The organism is Rhodocaloribacter litoris, assembly GCF_011682235.2.
Taxonomy (GTDB): domain Bacteria; phylum Bacteroidota; class Rhodothermia; order Rhodothermales; family ISCAR-4553; genus Rhodocaloribacter; species Rhodocaloribacter litoris.
On record NZ_CP076718.1, the window covers coordinates 3,743,725 to 3,770,356 of the forward strand.

Here is a 26,632-nt window from a genome sequence, read left to right on the forward strand (position 1 = left end):
CTTGCTGCCGGCCTGAAAAAAATCCGTGCCCGTCTTGACAGGAGAGGGTAGGTGTTTTAATTTGCTCATAAAGAGATAATATGACTTTATCATAGGATGAATTGAAGCCGGATGATTGGTCCGGTTGCCGTTCGTTGCGCGTCCTGTTCACCTTAACCATACGGCTTTATGGCACGGCTGCTCGTCTGTCTTCTGCTTGCAGGGAGCCTTGTCCAGCGGGTCTTGGCGCAGGAGCATACCGTCCGGGGGCGGGTCATGTCCTCGGAGCAGGGAGAAGCGCTTCCGGGAACCAATGTGACCGTCAAGGGCACGACCATTGGGACGGCGACCGATATCGCCGGGCGCTATGAGTTGACGATTCCCTCACCGCAGGATACGCTGGTGTTTTCATTTGTCGGATACCGGCTTGTGGAGGTCCCGGTTGAGGGACGGACCGTGATCGATGTGGTGCTGGAGCCGCAGGTCTTCACCGGCGCGGAGCTCGTCGTGGTGGGCTATGGGGCTCAGGAACGGCGGGACATCACCGGTGCGATCGTCTCGGTCCCGACGCGGGAGATCCAGGAGTTGCCCGTGATCGATGCCGGCCAGGTGTTGCAGGGACGCACGACGGGTGTGGTGGCGCTGGCGGCGGGGAACCGGCCGGGGGAGGGTGTCACCCTTCGCATCCGCGGGCGCCGTTCGCTGACGGCCTCGAACGATCCACTTTTCGTTGTGGACGGTATCCCGCTCGAAGGAGGGCTCAATGACATCAGCACGCAGGACATCGAATCGATCGAAGTGCTCAAGGATGCCTCCGCAACGGCGATCTACGGCTCGCGCGGGGCCAACGGCGTTGTGCTCATCACGACGAACCGGGGCGGCAACCATCCAACCCGCGTGACCTATGCCGCCTATGCCGGCGCCACGGAAGCTCTGGGCCGGCCCGACATGATGAACGCCCGGGAATTTGCCGACTTGCGCCGGGAGGCCAGCCGTGACCCGCTTACCGGGGAAATTCCGCCTGACGAAGAAATTTTCACCCAGGCCGAACTCGATGCACTGGCGCGGGGCATCAGCACCGACTACCAGGACCTGTTGCTCGAGCGCGGCTACCGCATGAACCATCACCTGGGTGTGGAGGGTGGAAACGCCACCACCCGCTTCTATCTCGCGGGAGATTATTTCGACGAACGGGGGATCATCCGCAGCCAGGGGTTCGAGCGCTATACGTTCCGTGTCAACCTGGATCATGACGTCTCCTCCCGTTTTCGTCTCGGGACCGCTGCCCAGATCTCACGTCAGGTACAGCAATATGCGTCGAATCCGCTGGGGTCGGCCGTGGCCATGAATCCTTTGAGCGTGCCCTACGACGAAAATGGAAATCTCATCTTCCGGCCAGGAGCCGACCCGTTGCTGTTCAACCCGCTGGCCGACCTCGAACCCGGCAACTATCTCGACGAACGCACGCGCACCCGGGTCTTCGGCAACCTCTTCGCCGAACTCGACCTGACGCAGTCCCTGCGATACCGGGTCAACTTCGGGCCGGATGTGCAGAAGTACCGGCGCGGTCTGTTTCAGGGAAGCATCTCAGTAGCCCGGCAGGAGGGTTCTCCGCTGGCGCGCTATGAAACCGACGACATCTTTGCCTATACGCTGGAGAACATCATCACCTACGAACACATACTGGCCCCGGATCATGCCCTGGATGTCACCGGCCTGTTCGGCATCCAGTCCTACCGCCGTGAATCCTCCTGGCTGGAAGGAACCGGTCTGCCTTACGAAACACAGCTCTTCTACAACCTGGGGACTTCGGAAAACCTGCAGGATTTTGGCAGCACCCTGGCCGAGTGGGGGCTGATGTCGTTCATGGGACGGGTCAACTACCAGTTCAAGGACCGCTACCTGCTGACCCTGACCGGCCGTTATGACGGTGCTTCGGTGCTGGCCGAAGGTAACAAATGGGGCTTTTTCCCCTCCGTGGGGCTGGGCTGGGTCGTCAGCGACGAGCCGTTCATGGCTGGGCAGGGACTCTTCTCCGAGTTGAAACTGCGGCTCAGCTACGGGCAGACGGGCAACCAGGCCATCGCCCCTTATCAGACCCGGGGGGCTCTCTGCCGCACGAACTATCTCTTCGGCGATGAAGCGGCCTTCGGTTTCCGGCCCTGTGCCATCGCCAATCCGGACCTGAAGTGGGAAACGTCCACCACCGTGAACCTGGGCCTCGATTTCTCCCTCTGGGACGACCGCATTGCGGGTTCGATCGATCTCTACCAGACCCGTACGACCGATCTGCTACTCGAGCGCCAGTTGCCCATCACCTCGGGATTTGCCAGCGTGACGACCAACCTGGGCGAGACCCGTAACCGGGGCTACGAACTCAACCTCAGAACACTCAACGTCGAAACCGCCGTCTTCAGCTGGAGCACCGACCTGACGCTCTTTGGCAACGAGGAAAAAATCCTTGATCTCTACGGTACGGGAGAAGATGACGTGGGCAACGGCTGGTTCATCGGGCATCCCCTCACCGTCTGGTACGACTACGAGAAAGTTGGCATCTGGCAACTGGATGAAGCCGAAGAGGCCGCCTCCTACGGCCAGCGCCCGGGCGAGATCAAGGTGCGCGACGTGAACCGGGACGGAGTCATCAACGAAGAAGATCGCGTAATTCTCGGTACCGACCTGCCCAGGATCTCGGGCGGCATCACCAACCGGTTCCGCTACCGGAATTTCGACTTCTCCTTCTTCCTCTTCGGCAGCTTCGGGCACACCATCTTCAATGACTTCAAGGTGCAAAACAGCACCCTGGCCAGCCGCTTCAACAACCTGGATCTGGACTACTGGACGCCGGATAATCCGACCAACGAGGCACCCCGGCCCAATCGTACGCAGGAGAATCCCATCTACGGTTCGACGCGGGGCTATCAACCGGGGGACTTCCTGAAGGTGCGTAACGTGCAACTGGGCTATACGTTGCCGGAAGCGTTTCTATCCCGTTTCGGCATGCAGTACATGCGGGTCTACGTGAGCGCCAACTCGCCGCTGGTCTTCTCGCGTCTGGAAGGAGGTCTTGATCCCGAGATGTACGGTGGGCGTGTGGAAGACGATAACGTACCGGCTCCCCGCCTCTACACGCTGGGCCTCAACGTCACGTTTTGACCGGCGCCGGCTGCAGCCAGCCGGTAGGTCTTTCTCCCCCTGTTTCGACTGACACCATGAGCGCAATGAAACGCTTCTCCCGTGTTCTACTCCTCCTGCTGGGTGCTGTGCTGGGGCTCTCGGCCTGCGACGTGCTCGAGGAGGAGATCGTCTCCGGCATCACCGTCGATGCCTACTATAACACCCCGCAGGGACTCCGGGACGCCGTCAATGCCTCCTACTCCTTCCTGCGCAACTTCTATGCGGACGAACAGGGCGCCAACCTGACCGTCTTCGGCACCGACGCCACCACGAATGGAGGGCATGGCTCCTTCCAGTACATGAACCAGTACACGGCCCAGCTCAACGGCGACGCCACACCGGTGAACGTGCTCTGGGATGTCTTCTACACCGGGATCAACACGACCAATGCTGCCATCAGCCGGGCCGCGGAGATCACGGACATGTCCGAGGCCGAAAAAAACCGCCTCGTCGGGGAGGCGAAATTTCTCCGGGCGCATTTCTACTTCATCCTGGTGCAGACCTTCGGCCCGGTGCATCTGACGCTGGAGGAAACGCAGGGGATGGAACTGGAGGCGAACCGCACGCCGGAGCCGGGGATCTATGACGCCATCGAGCAGGACCTGCGTGATGCGATTGCGGCACTGCCGGCCACACCTCCACAGTGGGGCCGGGCCACCGAACCAGCCGCCAAACACATGCTCGCGCTCGTGCTGCTGACGCGTGCCTGGAAAAAAACCCTGCCCACCAACCTCAACGGCTGGGGAAGTGCACCGGGGCGTCCGGCCGAGGCGGACTTCACCGAGGCCTATGAACTGGCCCGCAGCGTCATCGAGGACTATAACTTCCACCTGCTCGACCGTTATGCGGCCGTCTTTGACCACGACAACGAACAGCATGCGGAGGTCATCTGGTCCGTCCAGTATAACCAGGACCCTCGCCTGAACGGGTTCGACGGCAGCGGCAACCCGCTCGGTAACCGCATGCATCTCTTCTTCCGCCCGCACTACGAATTTTACAATCCCGGCATCACGCGCTCGCTCGAACCCGGCTACGGACGGCCGTGGATCCGCTTTCGGCCGACGCAGTGGGGGTTGGAAAACTTCCGCGCCGCCGCACCCCTTGATGTCGATTGCCGCTACCATGACATTTTCCAGGACGTCTGGTACTACAACGATCCGAACAACGGCAACATGCCGCCGGGGGCAGCCGTCGGAGACACGGCCATCTGGGTCTCGCCGAATAACGGCATCACCCCGGAGGAGATCCAGGCCATTCGCGAGCGTAACCCCGGTGCCGTGATCACCACCTGGGAACAGCGCCCCATTAACCTGTTTCCCTCCCTGAAGAAATTCGACGACTGGAAACGGGAGTCCGTCAACTATACGGCCGGCTCGCGGGATTTCATCGTCTATCGCCTGGCAGAGACCTACCTGAATGCCGCCGAGGCCCTGCTCATGCTCGGGCGCACCGCCGAAGCCACGGCATACGTGAATGCCGTCCGACGGCGAGCCGCCTGCCCTGGCGTCGGCAACGAGGCGATCGACATCACACCGGTCCAGCTCGACCTGGATTTCCTCCTGGATGAACGATCCCGCGAACTCTATGGCGAGCAAAAACGCTGGTTCGACCTCAAGCGTACGGGTAAGCTGCTCGAACGCACCCGGAAATATAACCCGGAAGCCGCCCCCAACATCCGGGAATATCACCTGCTCCGTCCCATCCCCACGAACCAGATTCTCAGAAGCTTCCCCCGCTATCCACAGAATCCGGGCTACTGACCCCCGGGGCGGATGCTTCGAAAATTAACCGACCTGGTGCTTGAACAAGCAACGCCATTGTGATTAGCTTGGGATATAGAGATAAAATGACTTTACTTCATGATGTGCGGCCCGTTCGCTGAAGGACGCCGGTTGCTACCCTCGGAGGGACGAAAGGAGCATGCGAATAGTCGATATCCGGGCCACTCCCGTGTCGGTGCCGTTGGAGGCGCCGCTGCGGCATGCCAACGGGTGCCACTGGGGGCGGTTCGTGCGGACGATCGTCGAGGTGGAGACGGACGAAGGGCTGGTCGGGCTCGGTGAGCTGGGCGGTGGGGGCGAGAGCGCTACGGCCGCCGTCGCCGCCCTGAAGCCGTATCTGCTCGGGCACGACCCGGCCCGGCTCGAAGAGCTGCGCTTTCTGATTGCGAACCCGACGGCCTCGCTCTACAACAACCGCCTCCAGGTGGCCGCCGCCGTCGAGTTCGCCTGCCTGGACTTGCTGGGGCAGCAGTGGGAGGTGCCCGTCTCGGAGATCCTGGGCGGGCGCCTGCGCGACCGCATCCCCTTTGCCGCCTACCTCTTTTTCCGGTATCCGCATCCCACGAACGGTGTGCGGGAGGTGCGGACCATCGAGCAACTCATCGAGGAGGCCCGGACCCTGAAGCGTCGCTACGGGTTCCAGACGTTCAAGCTCAAGGGCGGCGTGTTTCCCCCCCGTTACGAGCTCGCGTGCTTCCGGGCCCTGGCCGAAGCCCTGCCGGAGGACCGGCTCCGCTTCGACCCGAACGGAGTGTGGTCCGTCGAACAGGCCGTCTGGTTCGGCCGGCAGATCGAAGACCTGGCAAACGACTACTTCGAGGATCCCGTCTTCGGACTGCACGGTATGCGACGCGTCCGGGAAAAGGTGCGCCTTCCGCTGGCCACGAACACGGTCGTCGTCAACTTCGAACAGCTCGCCGCCAACGTCCTCGACACGGCCGTCGACGTCATCCTGCTGGACACGACGTTCTGGGGCGGCATCCGGCCGTGCCTCAAGGCAGCGGCCATCTGCGAGGCGTTCGGGTTCAGCGTGGGGGTGCATTCCTCCGGCGAGCTGGGCATCCAGCTGGCGACGATGCTGCACCTGGGCGCGGTGCTACCCAACCTGACCTTCGCCGCCGACGCACATTACCATCACCTGACGGACGACATCATCGAAGGGGGCAAGATGACCTACGCAGAGGGTACGCTGGCCGTCCCAACAGGGCCGGGACTCGGGGTCCGCCTCGATCGGGAGCGGGTGGCCCGCTATCATGAGCACTACCTTCGCCTGGGCAATTATCCGTACGACCAGGACCCGCTCCGGCCCGGCTGGGCGCCGCTGATCCCGAACGACCGCTGGGCTGACCCGGCCGATGCGCGGGTGCCGGAGATCCGGGTCTGTTGAGGAGCGGCATGAACGAGCTTCGACACGATCGAGACCGGCGGTGCGCCGGCCCGGGGGGCGCAGCGCCTCTCCTGACGCTTCTGGGGCTCCTGCTGGTCCTGCTGCCGGTGCCGGCGGCAGGGGACAGGGCCCCGGTGCCGGACGAGCCGGGCGAGGACGGCTATGAGCTGTGGCTCCGCTACCGCCTCGTGGAGGATGCCACCCTGCGGGCGCATTATCGCACGCGTCTGGCCGAGGTGGTGGTCGCCGGCGAGACGCCCACGGCGGCGGCCGTGCGACGCGAGCTGCGGTGCGGGCTGCGCGGGCTGCTGGGCGAGACCGTTCCCGAGGCCGGCGCGGTCTCCCGCGACGGGGCGCTCGTGGTGGGCACGCCGGCCGCATCCCCCCTCATCGCCGGGCTGGGGCTGGACCTGGACGCCCTCGGCCCCGAAGGCTACCGCCTGCTCGACACGACCGTCGACGGGCGGCGCCTGCTCGTGGTGGCGGCCGCCACCGAAGTGGGGACCCTCTACGGCACGTTCCACCTGCTGCGCCTGCTCCAGCTCCACCGGCACCTCGACGGCCTCGACGTCGCCGCGGCGCCCCGGGTACGCCACCGCGTGCTCAACCACTGGGACAACCTGGACCGCACCGTCGAGCGCGGCTATGCGGGCTTCTCCCTCTGGGACTGGCACAAGCTGCCGGACTATCTCGACCCCCGCTACACCGACTATGCCCGCGCCAACGCTTCCCTCGGCATCAACGGAACCGTCCTGACGAACGTCAATGCCAACGCCCTGGTACTCACCCCCATGTACCTGGAGAAGGCCGCCGCGCTGGCCGGCGTCTTCCGTCCCTATGGCCTCCGCGTCTACCTGACGGCCCGCTTCAGCGCGCCCATCGAGATCGGCGGGCTCGCCACCGCCGACCCCCTCGACCCGGCCGTACGAGCCTGGTGGCGCGACAAGGTGGCCGAGATCTACCGCTATATCCCCGACTTCGGCGGGTTCCTCGTCAAGGCCAACTCGGAGGGGCAGCCCGGCCCCCAGGACTACGGCCGCAGCCACGCCGACGGCGCCAACATGCTGGCCGAGGCCCTGGCCCCCTACGACGGCATCGTCATGTGGCGGGCCTTCGTCTACGCCGCCGACAAGCCCGAGGACCGCGTCAAGCAGGCCTACAACGAATTCGTCCCGCTCGACGGGCAGTTCCGGGACAACGTCCTCGTGCAGGTCAAGAACGGCCCGCTCGACTTTCAGCCTCGCGAGCCGTTCCACCCCCTCTTCGGGGCGATGCCCCGCACGCCCCTCATGATGGAGTTCCAGATTACCAAGGAGTACCTGGGGTTCGCCACACACCTGGTCTACCTGGCGCCGATGTGGACGGAGGTGCTCACCGCCGACACCTACGCCCGGGGGCCGGGGTCGACCGTCGCCCGCGTCGTCGACGGCACGCTCCACGGCTACACCCGCACCGGCATCGCCGGCGTGGCCAACACCGGTACCGACCGCAACTGGACCGGCTCGCACTTCGACCAGGCCAACTGGTATGCCTTCGGACGGCTCGCCTGGGACCATACCCTCTCCCCCGACACCCTTGCCGGTGAGTGGATCCGCCTGACGTTCACGCACGATCCGGCTTTCGTCCGGCCGGTGAAGCAGATGATGCTCGGCTCCCGGGAGGCCGCCGTCAACTACATGACCCCGCTGGGGCTGGCGCACCTGATGGGGCCGGGGCATCACTACGGCCCCGCACCCTGGTACGACGACGCCCCCCGTGCCGACTGGACCGCCGTCTACTACCACCGCGCCGACACCCTCGGCATCGGCTTCGACCGCACCGCCACCGGCAGCAACGCCGTCAGCCAGTACTTCCCGCCCCTCGACTCGATCTACGGGCACCTCGACACCGTGCCGGAGAAATTCCTGCTCTGGTTTCACCACGTCCCGTGGGATCACCGGATGGCCTCCGGCCGGACCCTCTGGGACGAACTGGTGCACCGCTACACGGCCGGCGTGGAGGCCGTCCGGGCCATGCGGGCCACGTGGCGGCAGCTCGAGGGCCTGATCGACGCGCGGCGCTACGAACAGGTGGCGGCTTTCCTGCGTATCCAGGAAAAAGAGGCCCGCTGGTGGCGGGATGCCTGCGTGTCGTATTTTCAGACGTTTTCGCGTCGCCCGATCCCGGCAGGGCTGGAGCCGCCCGCGCACCCGCTCGACCATTACCGCGCGCTCCGTTTCCCCCACGCCCCCGGTATCTGACGGCTTTCCCGGGAGATACCGGGCAAAATCGCGGGTTGCATGGGGGCACGGCTTCCGGGCCCATGCAATCTGCACGACGCATCGCTCACCCAGAAGAACCCATGCCCGGAACGAATCCGTTTGATCTGACCGGCCGCGTCGCCGTGGTGACGGGCGGGTACGGGGTGCTGGGCAGCCGGATGGCCGAAGCCCTGGCCGGCGCCGGGGCGAAGGTGGCCGTCCTCGGTCGCCGCCCCGAGGCGGCCGCAGCGTGCGCGGAGGCCCTGTGCCGCACCGGCGCCGAGGCGATCCCGCTGATCGCCGACGTGCTCGACGAGGCCGCGCTCCGCCGCGCCTGCGACGCGTTACTCGACGCCTGGGGCCGTGTCGACATCCTGATCAACGCGGCCGGCGGCAACGTGGCCCGGGCCCGCACCGACGACGTGCCCGTCTTCACCCTGCCCTTCGACGCCTTCGACGAGGTCGTCCGGCTCAACCTGCACGGTACCGTCTATCCGACGCTCATCTTCGGCGAGGCCATGGCGCGGCAGGGGACGGGCAGCATCGTCAACATCTCGTCCATGGCCTCGTTTCAGGCCCTCAGCGGGGTGATGGGCTACTCCGCCGCCAAGGCCGCCATCGATAACTTCACCCGGTGGATGGCCGTGGATCTGGCCCGGCGCCACGGCGAGGGCCTGCGCGTGAATGCCATCGCGCCGGGCTTCTTCATTACCCGGCAGAACCGCGACGTGCTGCTCAACCCGGACGGCTCGTACACGGAGCGGACGCAGAAGGTCATCGCGAAGACCCCGATGGGACGCCTCGGCCGGCCGGAGGAGTTGCAGGGGCCGGTGCTCTGGCTCTGCAGCGACGCCGCCTCGTTCGTCACCGGCGCCGTCATCCCGGTCGACGGCGGCTTCAGCGCCTTCAGCGGTCTCTGACGACGCCGGGGTTCGCCGTGCCGTGGCCGGGCGGGTCATCCCGGGGCGGCGGTGTCCCGGGCCGGCTCGGCGGGTTGCTCGCGGCCGGCCGTGAAGAGGGGTTCGAGGGCCGGATAGAGACGGCGGAAGGTGTCGTAGGCCGCCTCGTACCGCTCGACGGCTTCGGGATGCGGCTCGGCGACGGGCGTGCAGGTGAGGGTCGCCGCGCAGGCTGCGTCTACGTCGGGCCAGGCGCCGGTCCCGGCGGCGGCCAGCAGGGCCGCGCCGTAGGCAGCGCCCTCGGTGGTTTGCGGGGCCGTCAGGGGCAGGCCCAGCACGTCGGCCAGGATCTGGCGCCAGAGGGGGCTGCGGGCGCCGCCGCCCGAGAGGCGCACCTCCGCCGGCGGCGGGACGCCGGCCTCGCCGAGCAGCCGGAGGTTGTCGCGCAGGCCGAAGGCCACCCCTTCGAGCACGGCGCGGGTGGCGTGGCCCCGCCCGTGGCGCAGCGTGAAGCCGAAGAAGACGCCGCGCGCGAAGGGATTGGCGTGAGGCGTGCGCTCGCCGGAGAGGTAGGGGAGAAAGGCGGCGCCCTCACAGCCGGGCGGCACGCCGGCAGCCTCGGCCAGGAGGACGTCGTAGTCGAGCTCCGGGGCGAAGGTGTCGTGGTACCAGCGGAGGCTGCCCGCGGCCGAGAGCATCACGCCCATCAGGTGCCAGCGGCCGGGCACGGCGTGGGGGAAGGCGTGGGCGCGGCCGCGCGGGTCGGTGAGCGGCCGTGTGGCCGGGGCGAAGACCACGCCGGAGGTGCCCAGCGTGAGCGCCAGGATGCCCGGCGCCACCGCCCCGACGCCGACGGCCTGCGCGGCCTGATCGCCGCCGCCGGCCACCACCGGCGTGCCCGCGCGGAGGCCGGTGACGGCGGCGGCCTCCGGCGTGACGGTGCCGGTCACCTCCGGCCCTTCGTGCGTGGGGGGCAGCCAGGCCCGCGGGATCTCGAGCGCCGCCAGCACCTCGTCGCTCCAGTCGCGCCGCTGCAGGTCCAGCAGCAGCGTGCCGCCGGCCCCGGCGCGGTCGGTGGCATAGCCGCCCGTGAGGCGGAAGCGGACGTAATCCTTCGGCAGGAGGACCTGTGCGACCCGCCGGTAGACGTCGGGCTCATGCCGGCGCACCCACAGCAGCTTGGGCGCGGTGAAGCCGGGGAAGGCGTCGTTGCCGGTGAGGGCCACCAGGCGGTCGAGGCCGAGGCGGGCGCGGATGTCGTCACACTCCGCACTCGCCCGCCCGTCGTTCCACAGGATGGCCGGGCGCAGGACCCGTCCTGCCGCGTCGAGCAGCACCAGCCCGTGCATCTGCCCCGTCAGGCCCACGGCTTGCACGGCGTCGCCGGTGAGGCCGGCGGCGGCGAGGGCCTGTGCCGTGGCAAGGCCGGTGGCCTCCCACCACGCGGCGGGGTCCTGCTCGCTCCAGAGCGGGCGCGGCGTGGACAGATCGTGCGGTGCGGAGGCCACGGCCGCCACCCGCCCCGCCTCGTCGATGAGCAGGGCCTTGGTGGCCGTCGTCGAGACGTCGATGCCCAGGAAATGGCTCATGGGTGGTTCGGAGATGGGGCGCGAAGGTCAGGAGAGGCTGGTCGTCGCCGGCTCGACGGAGCGGAGCGTTTCCTCGATCGGGGGCAGCACCAGGCCCTGCGGCGCCCGGGCCCGGATCAGGTACGCCTCGATGAAACCCCGGTGCCGGGCCGGGTTCAGGGTTGCCTCCACGATGGCGGCGTGGTCCAGCCGGTTGATGCGCTCGTTCGCCGCCCGGAGCGCGTCCATCGAGATCTTCAGCGCCACGTCCACCGGCATCCGCTCCGGGTTGATGTCGATGCCGAAGTGGCCCGTGTAGCCATGCATCTTGAGCGTGTAGAGGCCGGCCTCCATCTGCTCGGGCGAGATGACGCCCACGTTCAGGTCCTGGTCATAGTTGCCCAGCGGCTGGCTGTTCCAGTGCGTGTGTGCCAGGCGGCCCTCCGAAAGCGGCCAGGACAGCGCGTAGGACACGTCCTCGTAGCCCATGAGCAGGTGCCCGATCTCGGGGTTCATGCCCACGAGTTTGTGCCCTTCGGCGAGCAGGCGGCGGTTCTCTTCATGGGTGAGCATCGCCTCCACCTGGTGGCCGAGGAGCACCCCCTCGGGGGTCGTCGAGTAGAGGATGCGGCCGCGCGGCTCGTACGGTTTCGGCTCGAAGGCGATGCGCACGCCCGGCACGGCGTCCATCGCCTCGGCCAGCCCCTCGGCGAAGCGCCGGCGCATGGCCGCCACGTCGATCCCGAAGGGGTTCTCATACCCGTCGATGCCGGGCCAGACGACCGCGAAGTCGCCGTCGAGCGCTTTCGTCAGGGCCAGCGAGGCCTTCGTGCGCTCGATGGCCTTGCGGCGCACCTGCGGATCGGGGTTCGAGAGGGAGCCGAACTCGAACTCGGCGTCGTAGAAGAGCAGCGGGATGACCGTGACGAGGCGGATGCCGGTGTCGCGGGTGAACTGCTGCCAGACGGCCAGGTTGTCCTCGTTGATCTCGTTGGGGTAGTGGGCCTCCAGGCCGGCGAGGCCGTAGTCCTTCAGTGAGGCCGCGATCTCCAGGCGGGCTTCCAGCGGCAGGTCGGGCTTGTACTTGGCGTGGAAACGGCTGTCCGGCGGGGAGAAGAACCAGATGCCGGCGGTGAACTTGAGGTCCAGTTCAAACCGGTTCAGGTGGTCGATGAGGGCCTCGGGCGAGCGGGACTCGGCCTGGCCGCGCAGGTCTTGCAGAGGCATGGTCGGTTGCAGTCTGTTGGGTGGATGACAGGTTCGTTCGGGTCGGTCGTTGGCTGGTTCGTCAAGATAATCAAATCGGGGGACGGCGTTTCACCGGGGCCGGACGTCGATCGTCGTTTCGAGCCGGAGGTCTGCGGAGGAGGCGCCGGCCAGCAACCGTACCGGTCCGGGCTCGAGCACCCATTGTGCGGCGGCTTCGTCCCAGTAGCGCAGTTCCGAAGCGGGCAGGCGGAGCACGACGGTGCGTGTCTCGCCGGGGGCAAGCGTCAGCCGGTCGAACCCCTTGAGTTCGAGGCGGGGGCGGGGGACGGACGAGGCCGGGTACTGGACGTAGAGTTGAACCACCTCGTCCCCGGTGCGCTCCCCCGTGTTGGTGACGTCGAGGAGGAGGGTGAGCGTGTCGCCGTCCGAGAGGGTGTTCCGGTCCGTGCGCAGGCCCGCATACGCGAAGGTGGTGTAACTGAGGCCGTGGCCGAACGGATAGAGCGGTGTGCCTTCGAAGAAGCGGTAGGTGCGCCCCTTCATGGTGTAGTCTTCGAAGGGAGGCAGGTCTTCGGTGCGGCGGTAGAAGGTGACGGGCAGGCGCCCGCCGGGGCTGGCATCCCCGAAGAGGATGTCGGCCAGGGCGGTGCCGGCGGCCTGGCCGGGGTACCAGGCTTCGACGATGGCCGGCACGTGGGCGCCCGCCCACGGGATGGCGAGGGCGCCGCCATTGAGCAGGACGAGCACCGTGGGCTTGCCCAGGGCCACGATCCGTTCGAGGAGCCGCTGCTGGGGGCCGGGCAGGTCGAGCCGGGTGCGGTCGCCGCCCCGGAACCCCTCGACGGCGACGTCCATCTCTTCGCCTTCGAGGCGGGGCGAGAGGCCCAGAAAGAGGATCACGGCGTCGGCCGTGCGGGCCACCTCGACGGCCTCGGTTGCCAGGTCGCCGGTGGGGGCGTCCCAGACGAGCTGTACCTGGGCGTCGCCGTAGCCTTCGTGTGCCTCCAGCCGGAGCGCATAGTCCCGCCCGGCATCCAGGTGCATCGGTCCGGCCGCGACGACGCGCGGGTCGCCCAGCTCGTCCATGTACCGGTAGCTGGAGCGGATGAGGAGGCTGTCGTCGAGGTGGAAGGTGAACCTGCTCGTGGCGATGACGCCGAGGGTGTAGGTGCCGCTCCGGGCGGGGCGGAGCGTGCCCGTCCAGCGCACGGCGAAGTCGTCGTCGTCGAAGTCCGGATGGGGGGCGCGATCGTGCCAGTTGGCGTCGAGGGTGGTGTCGCGGCCGGTGAAGCGGGGCGGGCCCGCCATGGCGCGGTTGTCGAAGTATTCGACATGGAGGCCGGGGCGTCCGTCCGGGCCGAAGAGGACGCCGGCCGGGACGACGTCGAAGTGGGGGAAGTCGTCGGCGAGGCGGCTGCCGCGGGCATGGCGCACCACGGTGGTGGGGGCCACGGCGCGGCGGATGCCTTCGAGCGGGGTCACCAGCGTGCCCGGCACCCCGTTGTAGTTGCCCAGCAGCATCAGCCATTGATCGGCGTTCGGGCCGATGACGGCCAGGGTGTCGAGGTCTTTGCGCAGGGGCAGCACCCCGTCGTTCTTGAGCAGGACGATGGACTTGCGTGTCACCTCACGGGCCAGGGCCCGGTGTGCTTCACGGTCGACCACCTCGTACGGGATGGCCGCATACGGAACGCGTTCCGGCGGGTCGAACATGCCGAGGCGGAAGCGGGCGCGAAAGAGCCGTCGCACGGCCGCGTCGATCTCGGCTTCGCTGACCAGGCCCTGCCGGACAGCCTCGACGAGGTGAGGGTAGACCTGGTTGCCGCAGTCGAGGTCGGTGCCGGCCTTCAGGGCCATCGCCGCCGCCTCGACCGGCGTGTCGACGAGGCGGTGGTTGCGGTAGAGGTCGTCGAGCGCCCAGCAGTCCGAGACGACGTAGCCGTCGAAGGCCCATTCGTCCCGCAGGATATCCTGCAGGAGGGTGGGGCTGGCACAGGCCGCCTCGCCGCCGACCCGGTTGTAGGCACACATGACCGACCGGGCACCGCCCTCGCGCAGGCCCCGCTCGAAGTGGGGCAGGTACGTTTCCCGGAGGTCGCGCGGGCCGACGACGGCATTGAAGGTGTGGCGTTCCGGCTCCGGGCCGCTGTGTACGGCAAAGTGCTTCACTGTGGCAACGGTCTTCAGGTAGCGGGGATCGTCTCCCTGCAGGCCCCGGACGAAGGCGACGGCCAGGCGGCCGGTCAGGTACGGGTCCTCACCATAGGTCTCCTGCCCGCGCCCCCAGCGGGGATCGCGGAACAGGTTGATGTTCGGGGACCAGAACGTCAGCCCCTGATAGCGGTAGTGCTTGCCTTTGCGGGCGTAGACGTGGTACTTGGCCCGGCCCTCGTCCGAGATGGCGACGGCCACGCGGTGGAGCAGCGTGTCGTCCCACGTCGCCGCAAGCCCGATAGCCTGGGGGAACACGGTTGCCAGCCCCGAGCGGGCCACCCCGTGCAGGGCCTCGTTCCACCAGTTGTAGGCGGGGATTCCGAGCCGTTCGATGGCCGGCGAGGCGTTCGTCATCTGGGAGACCTTCTCCTCCAGCGTCATGCGGCCGAGCAGGTCGTCCAGCCGTTCTTCCAGCGGGAGGTCCGGGTTCCGGAAGGGGAAGGGCTGGGCGGCCGCCGCGCAGGCGGCCAGCAGCAGGATGAGCGCCGGAAGCGTTCGGGTCATGACGAGGGGTACCGTGCGGTTCAGGGACGGGCGGACAGCATCGAGTCGGCCACGTGGACGACGGCATGGAAGGCGGGTTTGGGGCGGTAGTGGCGGTCGAAGAGGAGGGGGTAGGTCGTCCGCCCGGCGATGGGCCAGTTGTTGAGCCACGAGTCGCCGTCGGTGACGCCCCAGAAGGTGACGCGCTCGAGGACGTCGCGGTGTTCGAGGAAGACCCTGAAGAGTGCCGCGTACCGCCGGGCCAGGGCCTGTTGCACCGAGTCGGGCAGGGCGTCCGGGTAGGGGTTCAACTCGTTGCGCAGCTCGGCCCGCTGTGTGATGTCGGCACCCCAGTACTGGCGGGGCCGGGGCAGCACGGCCAGGTCCAGCTCGGTGACCATGACGTCCAGGCCGAGGTCGCCGAAGGCCCGGAGGGTGGCCGCCTGGGCCTCGGGCGTGGGCACATCCGGCGCCAGATGGTGGTGTCCCTGCGTGCCGATGCCGGTGATCGGCACACCCTGCTCCATCAGCCGGCGCGCCAGCCGCACGGCGCCGTCCCGCTTGGCCGGGTTTTCCAGGCCGTAGTCGTTGTAATACAGCTCCGCATCGGGGTCGGCCTCGTGCGCGAAGCGAAACGCCATCGCCAGGTACTCCTCGCCCAGGATCCGGAGCCAGGGCGTCGCGCGCAGCGTGCCGTCCTCGTTCAGCGCCTCGTTCACCACGTCCCAGCCGTGCACCCGCCCCCGGTAGCGTCCCACGACCGTGTGGATGTGGTCGCGCAGGCGCGCGCGCAACACCTCGCGGGAGACGGGGGCGCCGGTGCTATCCTCGAAGACCCAGCGCGGCGTCTGGTTGTGCCACACCAGCGTGTGCCCGACGATGAACATGCCGTTCTCCTCCCCGAACGCCACGAACCGGTCCGCCGCCTCGAAGTCGTACCGGTCCGGCTCGGGATGGATCAGTTCCCACTTCATCACGTTCTCCGGCGTGATCGTGTTGAAGTGCTTCTTGACGAGCGCCGCCCCCAGGGAATCTCGCTCGTAGAACTGTTCGGGGTTCAGCGCCGCCCCGATGAGGAACGCTCCCTCGAAGACGTCCTTCAACGCCGGCTCCGGGTCGGCGGCGGGACCGGAGGCGGGCGGCTCACAGGCCGCCACGAACGGCAGGGTTGCCAGCAACAGCACGGGCCTCAGCCCGTCGAGACGGTAGGGCATCGTTCGCTCGGAGGATGGTTCAGGGGGTGGACGAAAGGGGTGCGTCTTCGCCGGACCGGCGCGTCAGGTCCGCTTCGATCTGGAGCATCATCCGGCCGGTCAGGGGGTAGGCAAGCATGATGAGGCCGCCCGCGATGCCGAAAAGGGCCGGGTAGAAGCTCATGAGCAGGCGGATGCCGAAGAGGGCCGTCTCGGACTGTGCGGTGCCGGCCTCGAACCCGTGCAGTCCCAGGATCCACCCGACCAGGGCACCGCCGAACGTGAGCCCGAGTTTCAGCATGAACAGCGAGGCTGCCATGATGAGGCCGGTGGCCCGCCGCCCGAACTTCCACGCGCCGTAGTCGGCCGTGTCCGTGTAGATGGCCCATTGCAGCACCGACACCGAGCCGAAGAAGAACGACAGGAGCACGTTCAGGCCGTAGATGAGCAGCACGTTCTCCGGCGCGAGCGGGAAGAAAAGGACGGACAGCAGGGCACTGGCGATGAGGAAGCCGGAATAGATGCTTTTGTTGTCCCACCGCTTCGTGAACAGCCCGGTACAGATCGCCCCGATCAGGGTGGAGACCGTCCCCACCGTGACGAAGGAGGACGTGAAGACGGTGTAGTTCAGGTCGAGGGTCAGCCCGAACAGGGTGAGTTGCTGGTCCTGAACGAAGTAGCGGAAATAGTAGGGGGTGGCCGAGCCGCGCATGACGATGTAGGTCAGCTGGAAGACCGTGGCGACGCCGATCAGCACCCAGGGGCGGTTGCGGAGGAGGTCCTTCAGGTCCTCGCCGATGCGGCCCTGCTGGGCCGGAGTCGGCTGCACGCGCTCGCGCGTCAGGAAGAAGGTCGTCAGCAGGAGCCCGGCCACGAGCACCCCGTAGACCGCCATCGTGTAGGGCCAGCCGAGCCGTTCGTCGCCGCCGCCGAGGCGGTCCACCAGCGTCAGCGCCGTGGCCCCGATGATGAACTGTCCGATGAAGGCGGCCACGAAGCGGTAAGTGGAAACCTCCGTGCGCTCCACCGAGCTGGGCGTGATGACGCCCATCAGCGCCGAATAGGGCACGTTGACGGCCGTGTAGAACACGACGAGCAGCATGTAGGTCACGTAGGCGTAGACCAGCTTGCCCGTCTCGCCCAGGTCCGGGGTCGTGAAGGCCAGCACGCCGCCCACCGCCAGCGGGATGGCAAACCCGGCGATGTAGGGCCGGAACTTGCCCCAGCGCGTCCGGGTCCGGTCTGCGATCATCCCCATGAGGGGGTCGCCCACCGCGTCAAAGATGCGGGTGACCAGCAGCATCGTGCCCATGGCGGCCGCCGAAAGGCCGAAGACGTCCGTGTAGAAGATGGGCAGGAAGACGACGAAGGTCTGGAAGTAGATGTTGGAGGCCAGGTCGCCCAGGCTGTAGCCGACCTTCTCCCGGAGGGTCAGGCGCGGGCGGCTGCGGTCGAGGACGGGCACGGCGAGGGCCGGCGTGTTCGGGTGCGGTTTCATGCAGGATGCGGTTTGCGGGCGGGTGGGGGACGGGCACGGCCTCCGGCGCCGACATCATGTCACGTGCAACATGATCCGCTGGAGATCTTCGTCCCGCGAGGACGAGCCGACCATGATCTCGAAGTCGCCCGGCTCGACGACGTAGTTCATGTTGAGGTCATGGAAGGCCAGGTGCTCCGGGGTCAGGTCGAACGTCACGGTGCGGGTCTCGCCGGGGGCCAGGTGCACCCGCTCGAAGCCCCGCAACTCCTTCACCGGCCGGGTCACCGAGCTGACGCAGTCCCGGATGTAGAGCTGGACGACCTCCGCGCCGGCACGGTCGCCGGTGTTGGTCACGTCGATCCGGACGCGTGCGGTGCCGTCGCGCGGGATCGTTGCCGGCTCCAGGCGCAGGTTCTCCAGGGCGAAGGTGGTGTAGCTGAGTCCGAAGCCGAAGGGAAAGAGCGCCGAGGCGTCGTCGAAGAGGTAGCCGCGCCGTGCCGAGGGTTTGTGGTTGTAGAAGACGGGCAGGTGCCCCACCGAGCGGGGTATGCTGATGGGGAGCTTGCCGCCCGGGCTGGCGTCGCCGAAGAGGACGTCGGCCACGGCGTGGCCCGTTTCCTGGCCCAGGTACCAGCATTCGAGCAGCGCGGGGGCGTGTTCGGCCAGGTACGGCACCGAGAGCGGGCGACCGCCCAGCAGCAGTACCACCGTGGGCTTGCCCAGCGCGAGCACGGCTTCGGCCAGCTCCTGTTGCTGCCCGAAAAGATCGAGGCTCGTGCGGTCGCCCAGGTGGGTGCGGGACCATGCCTCGCGGGCGGTCTGCTCGTTGCCGCCGAGCACCAGCACCACGGCGTCGGCCTCGCGGGCCGTCGCCACGGCCCCGGCGATCCGGCGCCGGTCCTCCTCGGGGTCCGGCCGTACCACCGTGTCTTCGTGCCACGACCCGCCGACGGTGATCTGGCAGCCTTCGTGGTAATGCACCGCCACGCGGTCGCCGAGCCGGGCGCGGAGCCCGTCGAGCACCGTCACGTTGTGTTTCGGGACGCCGCTGTAGCCGCCGAGCAGGCTCCGGTGCGCGTTGGGACCGATGACGGCCAGCGTGCGGAGACGCGCCGGGTCCAGGGGCAGGACGTCGTCGTTCTTCAGCAGGATGATGGCCTCGGTGGCGGCCCGGCGCGCCAGCGCCCGGTGTTCCGCACAGCCGGCCAGGCGTTCGGCTTCGTCCGGGTCCACGTACGGATCCTCGAACAGGCCCAGCCGGAACTTCCAGGCGAGCATCGGGGCCACCAGCGCGTCCAGCTCGGCCTCCTCCAGCAGGCCTTCGCGCACCAGCTCGGCCAGGTGCGGGTAGCAGTCCGGGTCGGGCAGCTCGATGTTGACGCCGGCGCGTACCGCCAGCAGGGCCGCCTCCTTCCTGTCGCGGGCCACGTGATGGCCGTGCGTCTCGGGCCGGTCGAACAGCTCCAGGATGGCGTAGTAGTCCGAGACGACGAAGCCTTCGAACCCCCACTCGCCGCGCAGCACGTCGCGCAGCAGCCAGCGGTTGGCGTGCGAGGGGATGCCGTCGATCTCGTTGTAGGAGGCCATGACGCTGGCAGCGCCGGCCTTCCGGACGGCTTCCCGGAACGGATGGAGGAAGACGTCGCGCAACTCGCGCTCCGAGACGTTCACCGGCCCGCAGTTCATGCCGCCTTCCGGCTGCCCGTGTGCGGCGCAGTGCTTCAGCGTGGCGAGCACGTGCCGCCCGTCCCGGAAGGTGCCGTCGCCCTGGAAGCCGCGCACGGCCGCCACGCCCAGGGTGGCCACCAGGAACGGGTCTTCGCCGAACGTTTCTTCGACGCGGCCCCAGCGCGGGTCGCGGGCCACGTCCAGGACGGGCGTCAGCGCCTGGTGCACGCCGCGCGCCCGGGCTTCGCGGGCGGCCATCGCATAGAGGGCCTCCACCAGGGCCGGGTCGAACGTGGAGGCCAGGGCGATCGGCTGCGGGAAGCTCGTGGCCCCGACGGCCGCCAGCCCGTGCAGGCACTCCTCGTGAAAGAGGACCGGGATGCCGAGGCGCGTCTCCTCCAGGAAGAACCGCTGGATGGCATTCGCCAGCGCGGCCTGTTCGCGGGCGGTGCGGCCCTTCTCCGGTTCGTGCCCGCTCGTGCCGGCGTCACTCGGGCGCCCCACCTGCCCGAGGCCGTGCCGGGCCACGAACGAGGCCCGCGCCAGCGCCGGGTCGAACCGCCCCTGCGCGTCGACGAGGGTGCCGGTCTTTTGCTGCCAGAGGCACAGCATCTGGGCCACCTTCTCTTCCAGGGTCATCCGCGCCAGCAGGTCGCGGACGCGCTCCGGCACCGGCCGCGCCGGGTCGCGGTACGGCGCGGCGGCCGGCACCTCCGGCTCGCTTATCTCCCCGGAAGATCGTTTATTGAAAAGATGCATGGCGTGTCTGGATGCCGGCCCGCGTGCCGTCCTCCGTCGGCCGGGCCGTCCCGGGCTTGACGTGCGAAGGCTCCACGGTGTATCTTCGTGGAGGCGACTCATAATATCACTTTACGATTTACCCGTCAAGAGGAAACGCACATGAGCGCAGGCTTTGCTCCGGTACAGAAGTCCAACCTGGCCGACGACCTGGCGGACCGGCTGGTGCAATTGATCCGTGCGCGGGGATACCAGCCGGGCGACCGGCTGCCGTCGATCATGGAGATGGCCCGCAGCTTCGGGGTGGGGCACCCCACGCTGCGCGAGGCACTGAAGAAGCTCGAGAGCATGGGTGTGGTGGAGATCCGCCACGGCGCCGGCGTCTACGTGGGCAGCGGTCACAACCGCCTGCTCGTCTCCAATCCGGTTTTCGGCGGGGAGGTCTCGAAGAAGCTGCTGCTCGACCTGGTCGAGGCGCGCATCCCGATCGAGACGACGGCGGTGACGCTGGCCGCCACCGCGGCGACCGAAGAGCACCTGGACCGGATGGCGGCGCTGCTGGCCCGGGCCGAGGCGAACATGGACAACGATGCGGTGCTCAGTGAGGCCAACATGGCCTTCCACCGGGAGATCGCCGTGGCTTCGGGCAACCTGGTGCTGGCCCAGATTCAGGAGGTGCTGACCCAGCTCTTCTCGCGTGAGCAGCGGGTGATTCTGGGGATCTACGGCTCGCGCGAGAAGGACCACCGGGAGCACCTGGGCATCCTCGACGCCCTGCGCCGCCGCGACGCCGGGCTGGCCGAGGAGCGGATGAAGACCCACCTGGAAGGTGTGCGCGACGTGCTGTTGCGCTGGGACCCGGAAAAGAACCCGTTGCCCGCCTGAGACGGGAAACGGGGCAAAAAGAAGACGCCGGCCTCGAAAACGAAGCCGGCGTCTTGCGTTGTAGCGGGGGCGGGATTCGAACCCGCGACCTTCGGGTTATGAGCCCGATGAGCTACCAGCTGCTCCACCCCGCGGTCGATTACCTGTTAGGCCAACCATGATAGGGCGGTAAAAGTTCCGTGTCAAGGGGGAGGTGGGCCGGTGCGTGCGAAGATTCGAGGAAGCAAGGCCGCCGTATGAGGGCGTTCAGCGGTTTTCCGGTCGTTCTTGCAGGCCGCGTGGCTTTTCTGTTAACTCCATCCGAAGCTGCCGGAAGCCCTTCCGGGAAGGTTGCTTTTGTCGGTATCTTCACCTTGTTTTGAGGCGCCATTCCGGGACAGAAACCGAGCTGATTCATGGCCATCCTACATCCCTTCCGGGCGCTTCGCCCCGTGCCGGAAAAAGCGGCCGAGGTCGCCTGCGTGCCGTACGACGTCGTCAGCACCGAGGAGGCCCGTGCCCTGGCCGAAGGCAAGCCGCTGAGTTTCCTGCACGTCATCCGTCCCGAGATCGACCTGCCCCGGGGCACCGACGAGCACGACGACGCCGTCTACGCGAAGGGCGCTGAAAACCTGCGGGCCTATGCCCGGAGCCCCTATGCGGTGCAGGAGGACACGCCCGCTCTCTACGTCTATCGCCTCATCATGGACGGGCAGGCCCAGACGGGGCTCTTCGGCTGCGTGGCCGTGGCCGACTACGACGACGACACCATCCTCAAACACGAGAAGACCCGGCCGGACAAGGAGGACGACCGCACCCGTCACATCCTCACGCAGCGGGCCCACGCCGAGCCGGTGATGCTCACCTTCCGCGACGACGCGGCCGTCGGCCGCCTCCTCGACGCCGCGCAGGACCGCACCCCCCTCTATGACCTGACGGCCGACGACGGCGTGCGCCATACCCTCTGGAAAGTGGAGGACCCCGCCCCGTTCGTCGAGGCGTTCCGGCAGGTCGACCGGCTCTACGTCGCCGACGGGCATCACCGGTGCAAGGCCGCCAGCCGCGCCGCCGAGACGTTCCGCCGGGAAGGAACGCACCTGCCGGAAGCCGAATTCTTCCCGGCCGTGCTGTTTCCGATGGGGCAGATGCGCATCCTGCCCTACAACCGGATCATCCGCCGGCTCCCCGGCTCCCCGGCCGCCTTCTTGCGGCAACTCGGGGAGCGTTTCGAGGTCGAACCCACCACGGACCCGGTGCCGGACCGGAAGGGAGTCGTCTGCCTCTACCTGGACGGGCGGTGGCATCGCCTCGTGCTGCCGCCCACCCGGCGCGCCACCGTCGCCGACCGGCTGGACGTCGGCCGCCTGTCGGAGTTCATCCTCGAACCGATGCTGGGCATCACCAACCCGCGCACCGACCCGAACATCGACTTCGTCGGCGGGATCCGGGGGACGGCCGAGCTCGAACGCCTCGTCGACAGCGGTAAGGCGCAGATGGCCGTCTCGATGTATCCCACCGCGATCGAGGAACTCGTCGCCGTCTCGGACGCCGGGTTGCTGATGCCGCCGAAGTCGACCTGGTTCGAGCCGAAGCTCCGCAGCGGCCTGCTCGTGCATCTTTTCGACGACCTCTGAGCGAAGCGGTGGTCCGCGCCACCGCATACACGCGGAATACGCGAAGCGGCAAAGCACACCGGCAAACGCACGTGATACGATGAAAGTCCTGATTGCCGACAAACTCTCGCCGGCCTGCCTGGAAGCCCTGGAGCGAGCCGGGCACGAGGTGGTCGATGCGCCCGGTCTGGTGGGGGAGGCGCTGGTCGAGGCACTCCGCAGCGAGCGGCCCGAGGTGCTCGTGGTGCGCTCGACGAAGGTGACCGCCGAAGCCATGGAGGCCAGTGCGCGTCTCGAGCTGATCGTCCGGGCCGGCGCCGGCTACGACACGATCGACGTCGAGGCGGCCTCCTCGCGCGGCATCTTCGTGGCGAACTGCCCGGGCAAGAATGCCGCCGCCGTCGCCGAGCTGACGATGGGGCTGATCCTCGCCCTCGACCGCTCTATCCCGGACAACGTCCTCGATGCCCGGCGTGGGGTGTGGAACAAGGCGAAGTATGCGAAAGCGGCCGGGCTGAAGGGGCGGACGCTGGGGGTCGTCGGCGTGGGCAACATCGGCCGCGAGGTGATCCACCGGGCGAAGGCCTTCGGCATGCCGGTCGTCGCCTGGAGCCGCTCGCTCACCGACGAGGTCGCCGCCGCGCTGGGGGTGACCCGCGCGGAAAGCCCGGTCGAGGTGGCCCGCCGGGCGGATATCGTCACGCTGCACGTGGCCGCCACCCCCGAGACGGAACGCCTCGCCGATGACGCCTTCTTTGCGGCCATGCGACCGGGGGCGTTTTTCATCAACACCACCCGGAGTTCGGTCGTGGACGAAGTGGCGCTGCGCCGGGCGCTCGACGAGAAGGGCCTCCGCGCCGCCCTCGACGTGATGTCCGGCGAGCCGGCGGCCAAAGAGGGCCCCTTTTCCCATCCGCTGGCGAACCACCCGAACGTCTACATGACCCACCACATCGGCGCCTCCACGGAGCAGGCCCAGGAGGCCATCGCCCGTGAGGCCGTCCGTGTGGTCAACACCTATGCCGAGACGGGCGAGGTGCCCAACTGCGTCAACATTGCCGACCACTCGCCGGCCACGCACCAGCTCACGGTGCGCCACCTCGACAAGGTGGGGGTGCTGGCCGCCGTGCTCGACGAGGTGCGCAAGGCCGGCTGGAACGTGCAGGAAATGCAGAACCTGGTCTTCGCCGGCGCCCGCGCCGCCTGTGCCTATATTACCTTCGATGGCGAGCCGGACGAGGCGACCGTCGAGCGCATCGCCGCCCACCCGGACGTGCTGGCCGTCACCATGATCGACCTTTGACGAAGAAAGCGCAAACGGAGAAAACAATGCAAACGCTCGAAGCCCGGATTTTGCCGGGAATGCAGACGCCCGGACGGCTGTACAACTTTGCCGCGGGACCGGCCGTCCTGCCCGAACCGGTGTTGCTGGAGATGAAAGCGGAACTGCCGCTCTACAAAAACGTGGGGGCCTCGATTCTGGAAATCAGCCATCGCTCGCCGGAATACACCGACGTCGCCGAGCGGGCGCGTGCCCACCTGCGCCGGCTCCTCGGTCTTTCCGACGACTGGCACATCCTCTTTCTCCAGGGAGGCGCCTCGCTGCAGTTCCACCAGGTGCCGCTCAACTTCCTCCCGAAAGACGGGACGGCCGACTACCTGGTGACCGGCTCGTGGGCAAAAAAGGCGCTGAAGGAGGCCCAGTTTCTCGGAAACGCCCGGGTGGCGGCCTCCAGCGAGGACCGCAACTTCTCCTACCTTCCCGACCCGGCTGTCTGGGACCTCGATCCGGCGGCGGCCTACCTGCATTTCACCTCGAACAACACCATCTTCGGCACCCAGTTCGCCACCGAGCCGCAGGTGGAGGTGCCGCTGGTCTGCGATGCATCGAGCGACTTTCTGAGCCGTCCGATCGACATCGACCGCTACGGGCTCATCTATGCCGGTGCCCAGAAGAACGTCGGACCGGCCGGGGTGACGCTTGTGCTCGTCCGGGACGATTTCCTCCAGCGGCGCAACCGGCCGCTGCCGACCCTGCTCGACTACGGCACCCATACGGCCAAGCTGTTCCACACGCCCCCCGTCTACGCCGTGTACGTCGTGGAGAAGGTGCTGCGGTGGTTGCTGGACCTGGGGGGGCTTGCGGCCATCGCAAAAATCAATGAGGCCAAGGCGCAGCAACTCTACACCCGGATCGACGCGAGCGACTTCTACCGGGGGACGGCCGCGCCGGAAGCGCGCTCGAAGATGAACGTGACGTTCCGGCTGCCCTCGGAGGAGCTGGAGAAACGGTTCGTGGAAGAGGCGAAGGAAGCCGGGCTGCTGGCGCTCAAGGGGCACCGTTCCGTCGGCGGGATCCGGGCCTCGATCTACAATGCCTGCCCGCCCGAAGCCGTCGAGGCCCTGGTCGATTTCATGGACCACTTCGAGCGCAGGCATGGTTGAGGCGATGCGACCCGGCCGGGTCGCATCGAAGCAAATTTGAGTCGCGCCACGCTTTGATTGCCTTTTGCAGGCGGCAGAGGAATGTGGCTTGCGTTTTTTATGCAAAAGGTGATCTTCAACATTTTTTGTTATGCAATGATTCCGGGCGGGTACCGGCCGGCGTTGCATCCGAGGCGCGTCTGCCGTATATAAGGGCCGTTCGTTTGTTCATCAGAACAGGGGACTATGGCCTTGACAGTAGGAGTGCCGGGCGAGTCGGCACCGGAGGAGCGGCTGGTGGCGCTGGTGCCGGAGGTCGCTGGCCGGCTGGTCAAGAAGGGGATGACGGTGCGGGTAGAGGCCGGGGCCGGGGCCGGGGCCTACTACCCGGACGCCGCGTACGAGGCCCAGGGCGCGCAGATCGTCGACCGGGAGGCCGCCTTTGCGGCCGACGTCGTGCTCAAGGTGAACCCACCGGACGACGCGGAGATCGGGTTGCTGCGGAAGGGCAGTGTGCTGATCGGTTTTCTCCGCCCGCTGGACCGGCCCGAGGTGGCCGAGCGGCTGGCCCGCCAGGGGGTGACGGCGCTGAGCATGGAGCTGGTGCCGCGCATCTCCCGGGCGCAGAAGATGGACGCCCTTTCGGCGCTCAGTTCCGTCGGCGGCTACCGGGCCGCCCTGATCGCGGCGACGGCCCTGCCCAAGTTTTTCCCCCTGCTGACCACGGCGGCCGGGACGGTTCGGCCGGCCAACGTGCTCGTGCTCGGGGCCGGGGTGGCGGGCCTGCAGGCCATCGCCACCGCCCGGCGGCTGGGGGCGCGGGTCTCGGCCTACGACATCCGCGAGGCCGTCCGCGAGGAGGTGCAGAGCCTCGGCGCCACGTTCGTCGACCTGCCCTTCGAGACGCAGGAGGACAAGGAGACGGGCGGCTATGCCCGGGCCCTGCCCGAAGAGAAGGCCCGCCAGCAGACGAAGTTGCTCGTGCCGCACATCGCCGCCGCGGATGTGGTCATCACCACGGCCCTCATCCCCGGCCGGCCCGCCCCGCTGCTCGTCACCGAAGAGGCCGTGGCGGCCATGCAGCCGGGCTCCGTCATCGTGGATATGGCGGCCCCCAGCGGCGGCAACTGTGCCCTGACCCGTCCCGGAGACACCGTCGTGGAGCACGGCGTGCAGATCTTCGGCCCGCTCAACCTGCCGGCCACGATGCCCGTGCATGCCAGCCAGCTCTACGCCCGCACCCTCATGGCGATGCTCTTCGAGTTCGCCGACGGCGAGGCGTTTCGTCCGGACTTCGAGGACGAGATCTTCAAGGGCGCCTGCGTCACCTACGACGGCGAGGTAGTGCACGAGCGGGTCAGGGGGCTGCTGACGCCCGGCTGATCCGCGCACCCGCGCTTGCCTTCCGGCCTCTCCACCAACCCGGATCGTCATGCTCGACAACCTCATCATCTTCGTGCTGGCCACGTTCATCGGTCGCGAAGTGATCAGCAAAGTGCCGCAGACGCTGCACACGCCCCTCATGTCCGGCTCGAACGCCATCAGCGGCATCACCATCGTCGGGGCGCTGGTGGTGGCCGGGATGGTCGGCGGCGTCTGGGCGAAATGGCTCGGCTTCGTGGCGCTGGTGGCCGCCACCATCAACGTCGTCGGCGGCTTTCTGGTCACCGACCGGATGTTGCAGATGTTCAAGCGGAAGGAGTAGGTCGTATTCC

The 26,632-nt window shown here is 67.7% G+C and carries 17 protein-coding genes and 1 tRNA gene; 11 read left to right on the forward strand and 7 right to left on the reverse strand.

Annotation, left to right across the window (positions count from 1 at the left end; genetic code table 11):
* Window positions 1-168: 168 nt before the first annotated feature.
* From GQ464_RS15520 to GQ464_RS15540, 5 genes are all read left to right on the forward strand, one after another.
* Window positions 169-3,135 (forward strand): SusC/RagA family TonB-linked outer membrane protein, encoded by a 2,967-nt coding sequence (locus tag GQ464_RS15520; RefSeq protein WP_228350351.1) that lies wholly within the window; start codon window positions 169-171, stop codon window positions 3,133-3,135.
* 56 nt (window positions 3,136-3,191) lie between these two features.
* Entirely contained in the window at window positions 3,192-4,916 is a 1,725-nt protein-coding gene (locus GQ464_RS15525; protein ID WP_166977140.1) for a RagB/SusD family nutrient uptake outer membrane protein, read from the forward strand.
* A gap of 160 nt (window positions 4,917-5,076) precedes the next feature.
* Window positions 5,077-6,324, forward strand: coding sequence for an enolase C-terminal domain-like protein (locus GQ464_RS15530; protein ID WP_166977138.1), 1,248 nt, complete (start codon window positions 5,077-5,079; stop codon window positions 6,322-6,324).
* An 8-nt stretch (window positions 6,325-6,332) separates the two neighbouring features.
* Window positions 6,333-8,564, forward strand: a complete 2,232-nt coding sequence (locus tag GQ464_RS15535) for an alpha-glucuronidase family glycosyl hydrolase (protein ID WP_166977136.1) — start codon at window positions 6,333-6,335, stop codon at window positions 8,562-8,564.
* Between the two features lie 101 nt (window positions 8,565-8,665).
* Window positions 8,666-9,484, forward strand: a complete 819-nt coding sequence (locus tag GQ464_RS15540) for an SDR family oxidoreductase (RefSeq protein ID WP_166977134.1) — start codon at window positions 8,666-8,668, stop codon at window positions 9,482-9,484.
* Between the two features lie 35 nt (window positions 9,485-9,519).
* Here the strand turns inward: GQ464_RS15540 and xylB are convergent, their stop codons facing one another.
* From xylB to GQ464_RS15570, 6 genes are all read right to left on the reverse strand, one after another.
* Window positions 9,520-11,052, reverse strand: coding sequence for a xylulokinase (gene xylB / locus GQ464_RS15545; protein ID WP_228350352.1), 1,533 nt, complete (start codon window positions 11,050-11,052; stop codon window positions 9,520-9,522).
* Between the two features lie 27 nt (window positions 11,053-11,079).
* Window positions 11,080-12,258, reverse strand: a complete 1,179-nt coding sequence (locus GQ464_RS15550; protein WP_166976985.1) for a TIM barrel protein — start codon at window positions 12,256-12,258, stop codon at window positions 11,080-11,082.
* 90 nt (window positions 12,259-12,348) lie between these two features.
* Window positions 12,349-14,958, reverse strand: coding sequence for a glycoside hydrolase family 3 C-terminal domain-containing protein (locus GQ464_RS15555; protein ID WP_166976987.1), 2,610 nt, complete (start codon window positions 14,956-14,958; stop codon window positions 12,349-12,351).
* 20 nt (window positions 14,959-14,978) lie between these two features.
* Complete coding sequence (locus tag GQ464_RS15560) at window positions 14,979-16,151, reverse strand: endo-1,4-beta-xylanase (RefSeq protein WP_166976989.1); 1,173 nt, start codon at window positions 16,149-16,151, stop codon at window positions 14,979-14,981.
* 19 nt (window positions 16,152-16,170) lie between these two features.
* Window positions 16,171-17,628 carry an MFS transporter gene (locus GQ464_RS15565; protein WP_166977011.1) on the reverse strand — a complete coding sequence of 486 codons (1,458 nt, stop codon included), beginning with the start codon at window positions 17,626-17,628 and terminating at the stop codon, window positions 16,171-16,173.
* Window positions 17,629-17,682: 54 nt separating this feature from the next.
* A complete protein-coding gene (locus GQ464_RS15570) occupies window positions 17,683-20,037 on the reverse strand; it encodes a glycoside hydrolase family 3 N-terminal domain-containing protein (RefSeq protein WP_166977014.1) in 2,355 nt (784 codons plus the stop codon).
* A gap of 141 nt (window positions 20,038-20,178) precedes the next feature.
* On the opposite strand from GQ464_RS15570, the gene GQ464_RS15575 reads away from it, so the two are divergent.
* Window positions 20,179-20,901 (forward strand): FadR/GntR family transcriptional regulator, encoded by a 723-nt coding sequence (locus GQ464_RS15575; RefSeq protein ID WP_166977016.1) that lies wholly within the window; start codon window positions 20,179-20,181, stop codon window positions 20,899-20,901.
* Window positions 20,902-20,962: 61 nt separating this feature from the next.
* On the opposite strand, the gene GQ464_RS15580 is transcribed toward GQ464_RS15575, so the two are convergent.
* Window positions 20,963-21,035 (reverse strand) — tRNA-Met (locus GQ464_RS15580).
* 261 nt (window positions 21,036-21,296) lie between these two features.
* Between GQ464_RS15580 and GQ464_RS15585 the strand changes: the two genes are divergently transcribed.
* From GQ464_RS15585 to GQ464_RS15605, 5 genes are all read left to right on the forward strand, one after another.
* A complete protein-coding gene (locus tag GQ464_RS15585; protein WP_166977018.1) occupies window positions 21,297-22,514 on the forward strand; it encodes a DUF1015 domain-containing protein in 1,218 nt (405 codons plus the stop codon).
* A 79-nt stretch (window positions 22,515-22,593) separates the two neighbouring features.
* A complete protein-coding gene (locus GQ464_RS15590; protein ID WP_166977020.1) occupies window positions 22,594-23,796 on the forward strand; it encodes a 3-phosphoglycerate dehydrogenase family protein in 1,203 nt (400 codons plus the stop codon).
* A gap of 26 nt (window positions 23,797-23,822) precedes the next feature.
* Window positions 23,823-24,938 (forward strand): 3-phosphoserine/phosphohydroxythreonine transaminase, encoded by a 1,116-nt coding sequence (gene serC, locus GQ464_RS15595; protein ID WP_228350353.1) that lies wholly within the window; start codon window positions 23,823-23,825, stop codon window positions 24,936-24,938.
* A 225-nt stretch (window positions 24,939-25,163) separates the two neighbouring features.
* Window positions 25,164-26,300, forward strand: a complete 1,137-nt coding sequence (locus GQ464_RS15600) for a Re/Si-specific NAD(P)(+) transhydrogenase subunit alpha (RefSeq protein WP_166977022.1) — start codon at window positions 25,164-25,166, stop codon at window positions 26,298-26,300.
* A 49-nt stretch (window positions 26,301-26,349) separates the two neighbouring features.
* The gene (locus GQ464_RS15605) at window positions 26,350-26,622 is read left to right on the forward strand and encodes an NAD(P) transhydrogenase subunit alpha part 2 (RefSeq protein WP_166977024.1); all 273 of its coding nucleotides are present in this window, start codon (window positions 26,350-26,352) and stop codon (window positions 26,620-26,622) included.
* The last annotated feature ends 10 nt before the right edge of the window (window positions 26,623-26,632 follow it).